Below are 3844 nucleotides of genomic sequence, written 5' to 3' on the forward strand. Positions count from 1 at the left end.
CTTGGTCGCGGTGTCGATGTCCTTGGCCGAGGACTCCTTGCCGTCCGCGACCTTCCCGTCGACCTCCGCCTTGACCTGGTCCGCCTTGCCCGACTTGGAGAACTTGTCGGCCTCGTCGAGGTTCTTCGGCGCCTGCGCGTCGATCGCCTTGTTGACCGCCTCGATGAAGGCTTCCTTGTCGAACTCACCGGGCTTCGCCGCGTCCATCTTCTCGGCGTTCGCGGCCTTGCCCTGGGCTTCCTTGTCGTCCGGTGGGGCAACCGACGCGTCCTGGGACGCCTTCGCCTCGCCCACCGCCGGCGGATGCGCGGCGACGCGCGCCTTCTTAGCCGCCACGTCCGCCTTCACCTTGCGGAACCCCGCCGCCTGCGCCGGCGACGGCTTCACAGGGGCGGTATAGCGCTGGGCGACGAGGCGGGAGACCGCCGCGTTCCCCGCCGCGCTCTGAAGACGCTGGAGACCTCGGCGGTCCGGACGAGCGGGGCGAGCGGGAGCCGCCGTCGTACGGGAGACGTCCACCCGGGCAGCGGCGGACGGGCCGGGCCGGGTGGGGCTGTCGCCCTTCTCCGGGGCCGCCTTCATCCGTCGCCCCTCCCCTTCGGCCGGACGTGCGGACGTGACTTGCCAGCGTGCGCGGCAGCGAGGCGGGGCGCGCAGAGTGGGCGTACCAAGTCGGGGGCAGAACGGGGCGGTTGGGCGGGTGACCGCGTTGCCTGATCGGGCACTCGTCGGTGCACGGCGGGGCGGCCGGGCATCCGTTCCCGAAGATCGGCTCAGTGGCGAGAATGACCGGCGTTCCCCGGTCCGGTTCCTGTCGAGGAGAGCGTCAAGGAGAGGCCCTTATGCCGTCGTACCTGTCCCCGGGCGTCTACGTCGAAGAGGTCGATTCCGGTTCCCGGCCGATCGAAGGGGTGGGCACGTCGGTCGCCGCCTTCGTCGGTTTCGCACAGAAGGGGCCGTTCGACGAGCCGACGCTGATCACGAACTGGAGCCAGTACGTCAGCACCTTCGGCGACTTCGTCGACGGTACGTACCTCGCCACGTCCGTCTACGGGTTCTTCTCCAACGGCGGCGGCGTCTGCTACGTCGTACGGATCGGCGACGGCTCCTCCGCGAGCGGCGACGGGGAGACCGGCGAATTGGCCCCGGGCGCGGAGGTGCAGGTCGGGCCCTACGCCGTGAAGCCCCGGCCGGGTGTCGCCGGTGAGATCACTGTCGAGGTGACGGCGGCCGAGGGTGAGGACCCGCCCTCCGACACCTTCCAGCTCGTCGTGCGGCGGGACGGGCAGGTCGCGGAGACGTACCCCTCCGTGACGACGAAGCGCAGCAAGGAGAACGTCGCCACCCGTGTCAACGCCAAGTCGGAGCTGATCGAGATACGCGAACCGGGGCGCGGCGCGGCCCCCGCCCGGCCCGAGCCGCAGACGGTCACCCTCGCGCCGGCCGCCCCGGCCGATCCCGCCGCCGGTGGTGCCGGTGCGCTCGCTCCGGAGGTGTACGTCGGTGACGCCGACCGCCGTACGGGTCTTGGCGGGCTGGAGGCGGTCGAGGACATCACGATGATCGCCGTACCCGACCTGATGAGCGCGTACCAACGCGGTCTGCTGGACGTGGAGTCGGTGATCGCCGTACAGCAAGGGGTCATATCCCACTGTGAGTTGATGGGTGACCGGGTGGCGATCCTGGATCCGCCGCCGGGCCTGTCACCGCAGCAGGCGAGGAGCTGGCGTACGGACCGGGCGAACTTCGACTCCAAGTACGCCACGCTCTACTACCCGTGGATCAGCGTCGCCGACCCGGCGTCCGGCCGCCCGAGCCTCGTACCGCCGAGCGGGCACGTCGCCGGGGTCTGGGCGCGCAACGACGACACGCGCGGGGTGCACAAGGCGCCCGCGAACGAGGTCGTACGGGGCGCGGTCGCGCTCCAGACCCAACTCACCAAGGGTGAGCACGATCTGCTCAACCCGATCGGGCTGAACTGCATCCGCGCTTTCCCCGGCCGGGGAATCCGGGTGTGGGGCGCGCGGACACTCGCGTCGGACCCGGCCTGGCGATACCTCAATGTCCGGCGGCTCTTCAACTACCTGGAGGAGTCGATCCTCGCGGGCACGCAGTGGGTCGTTTTCGAGCCGAACGACGACGCGCTGTGGGCGCGTGTACGGCGCACCGTCTCGGCGTTCCTGGTCAACGAGTGGCGAAAGGGGTCGCTGTTCGGGCTGACTCCGGACGAGGCGTTCTACGTGAAGTGCGACCGCGAGACGAATCCGCCCGAGAGCATCGACGCGGGCCAGGTCGTCTGCGAGATCGGGGTCGCACCGGTCAAACCGGCCGAGTTCGTGGTGTTCCGGCTCGCCCAACTGACGGGCGGCAGCGGCGGCATCGACGAGTGAGCTGCCACCGAGTAGCGGAGAAGACGGAGTAAGGAGTCAGCTGTGCCACTTCCCGATCTCGACAGTTCCGTCGGGCATTCCTTCGGCCTCGAATTCGACAGCGTCGTCATCAAACAGATCACCGAGGTCAGCGGTCTGAAGATGGAGCAGGACGTCATCGAGCTGAAGCAGAACACCGCGGACGGGAAATACGCCATCAAGAAGCTGCCGGGTCGTCCCAAGGCCGGCGAGGTCACCGTGACCCGCGGGCTCACGGAGGACAACAGCTTCGAACGGTGGATCAAGGACTCGCGGTTCGGGCGCATGACGGACGCGCGACGCAACGGCGCCGTCATCGTGTACGACTACGAGGGCCTGCCCATCAAGCGCTACACGCTCATCAACGCCTGGCCGAAGTCGCTGGAGATCGGGACGCTCAAGGCCGGTGACACCTCGGTCCTGACGGAGAAGCTGGGGATCACGTACGAGAGCATGGAACTCGGCTGATGCGCCGCACCGTATCCTTCCAGGCCCCCGACCGGGCCTCGCAGCACGGGCGTCAACCCGAGCCGCTGCGTACCGAGTTCGGCTTCGAGCTGCCGCGCGGGTACGTGGACGAGTCGGGCACCGTGCACCGTGACGGCGTGATGCGGCTCGCGACCGCCCGGGACGAGCTGGTGCCGCTGCGGGACGACCGGGTGCGCGAGAACTCCGCCTATCTGTCGGTCGTCCTGATCTCGCGGGTCGTGACCAGGATCGGCACCGTCGAGGACATCCATCCCGGCGTCATCGAGGACCTGTTCGCCTCCGACCTGGCGTTCCTCCAGGACTTCTACCGCCGGATCAACGCGGAGGGCCACACCCGCGCCGCCGTCAACTGTCCCTCCTGCCATGAGGAGTTCGCGGTGGATCTCGCCGGTGGGCGCCTGGGGGAATCGTGACGTACGCGGCCGACCTGCTGTACGAGGAGGTCGCGTACCTCGCCTATCACTTCCACTGGCCGCTCGACGACCTGCTGGACCTGGAACATCCGGAGCGTCTGAAGTTCGTCGCGCAGGTCGCCCGTCTCAACGGGCACTGACGGCACGGGGAGGGCGGGAGATCCATGGGGCTGATGTCATGGCTGCGTGGCGATCGTTCGGGAGCACAGGCACAGGTAGCTGACGCTACGTCAGATGCATTGCCGGAACGGGTGGGTCGGGTCGACGTGCATCGCCTGGCGCCCATGCAGCGCACCGTGCTCGGGCAGGATCTCGTCATCGACCCCGCCGGGTTCCAGGGCGCGCTGTCCACCAGGCAGGTGACCGCGCTCAGTACACCGCTGGGGCATCTGGTCAGTCCTGACGCGCCCACGGGAGTGGTGCACGGACTCACCTCTCCCGCGCGTCCCGTGCCGTCGGCTCAGCGGTCGGTCGAGATGCCGGTGCGAAGGGCGACGGCAGGGCGGCCGCGTACGTCACGATTCCCCCAGGCGC

General features: G+C 69.0%; 4 protein-coding genes and 2 pseudogenes. 5 read left to right on the forward strand and 1 reads right to left on the reverse strand.

All coding sequences use genetic code 11. From position 1 onward, the window contains the following. Positions 1 to 582 (reverse strand): annotated as a pseudogene (locus GXP76_RS34475) (hypothetical protein); the annotation flags it as partial. Between the two features lie 260 nt (positions 583 to 842). On the opposite strand from GXP76_RS34475, the gene GXP76_RS34480 reads away from it, so the two are divergent. From GXP76_RS34480 to GXP76_RS34500, 5 genes and pseudogenes are all read left to right on the forward strand, one after another. Further along, positions 843 to 2390: a phage tail sheath subtilisin-like domain-containing protein gene (locus GXP76_RS34480; RefSeq protein WP_242575558.1), complete on the forward strand. Its 1548-nt coding sequence runs from the start codon at positions 843 to 845 to the stop codon at positions 2388 to 2390. 42 nt (positions 2391 to 2432) lie between these two features. Then, the gene (locus GXP76_RS34485; protein ID WP_242575559.1) at positions 2433 to 2876 is read left to right on the forward strand and encodes a phage tail protein; all 444 of its coding nucleotides are present in this window, start codon (positions 2433 to 2435) and stop codon (positions 2874 to 2876) included. Then, positions 2876 to 3310, forward strand: coding sequence for a hypothetical protein (locus tag GXP76_RS34490; RefSeq protein WP_242575560.1), 435 nt, complete (start codon positions 2876 to 2878; stop codon positions 3308 to 3310). Before GXP76_RS34485 ends, GXP76_RS34490 begins: the two co-directional genes overlap by 1 nt. Continuing rightward, entirely contained in the window at positions 3307 to 3450 is a 144-nt protein-coding gene (locus tag GXP76_RS34495; RefSeq protein WP_007457431.1) for a DUF6760 family protein, read from the forward strand. Before GXP76_RS34490 ends, GXP76_RS34495 begins: the two co-directional genes overlap by 4 nt. 144 nt (positions 3451 to 3594) lie before the next feature. Further along, positions 3595 to 3844, forward strand: a pseudogene (locus GXP76_RS34500) (hypothetical protein); the annotation flags it as partial.

The sequence above is a fragment of the Streptomyces sp. NP-1717 genome, assembly GCF_022695985.1.
In the GTDB taxonomy this organism is placed as follows: Bacteria; Actinomycetota; Actinomycetes; order Streptomycetales; family Streptomycetaceae; genus Streptomyces.